Annotated in this window: 1 protein-coding gene; it reads left to right on the top strand. The window is 58.0% G+C overall.

Going from position 1 to position 459, the window contains the following annotated elements; translation table 11 throughout:
• Positions 1-249: 249 nt before the first annotated feature.
• A partial coding sequence (locus tag ACYP5B_RS39895) for a hypothetical protein (protein ID WP_459573317.1) occupies positions 250-459 on the top strand: 210 nt, incomplete at its 3' end.

Genomic DNA, 459 nt, shown 5'->3' with positions numbered 1-459 from the left:
CCGCTCTTTTTGCCTGACGACGAGGAGTCTTTCGCCCCATCCGGGTCGCCTTCTTTGCCTACCTTCTTGGCGAGACAAGAAAGTAGGTCGCCTCCCCGCAGGGGAGGTGAAACTGCCTTTGACTTTAAGCCGTTGAGCTTTTGACCTTTTGACGTCAAGCAGGCCAACGCCACATCCAACGCCCGCCCTCTCCCCCGACCCCACTTGACACGGTTGCTCTCCCGCCAGGCGGGAGGGGGGAGCACCCTGTTGGGATTTGAACACCACGGGCCAGCGCAAACGCGCAAGCCCCGGGTGCCAAAGCTGACAGGATGCGCCAAAGCCGCCTGGAACGACGACAGTGTTTACTCCCTCTCCCTTCATGGCTTAGGTGTGCCCACATTTTTTGAACAACTAGCTGTTCTCCCTACACCCATCTCCACCGGACAGCTATTCATCCTGCTGGAATATCCGATACAT

It is taken from the genome of Cupriavidus sp. 8B, from assembly GCF_054589115.1.
The sequence above is the reverse complement of the archived record's forward strand: the minus strand, read 5'-3'. Positions and strand labels throughout refer to the sequence as shown.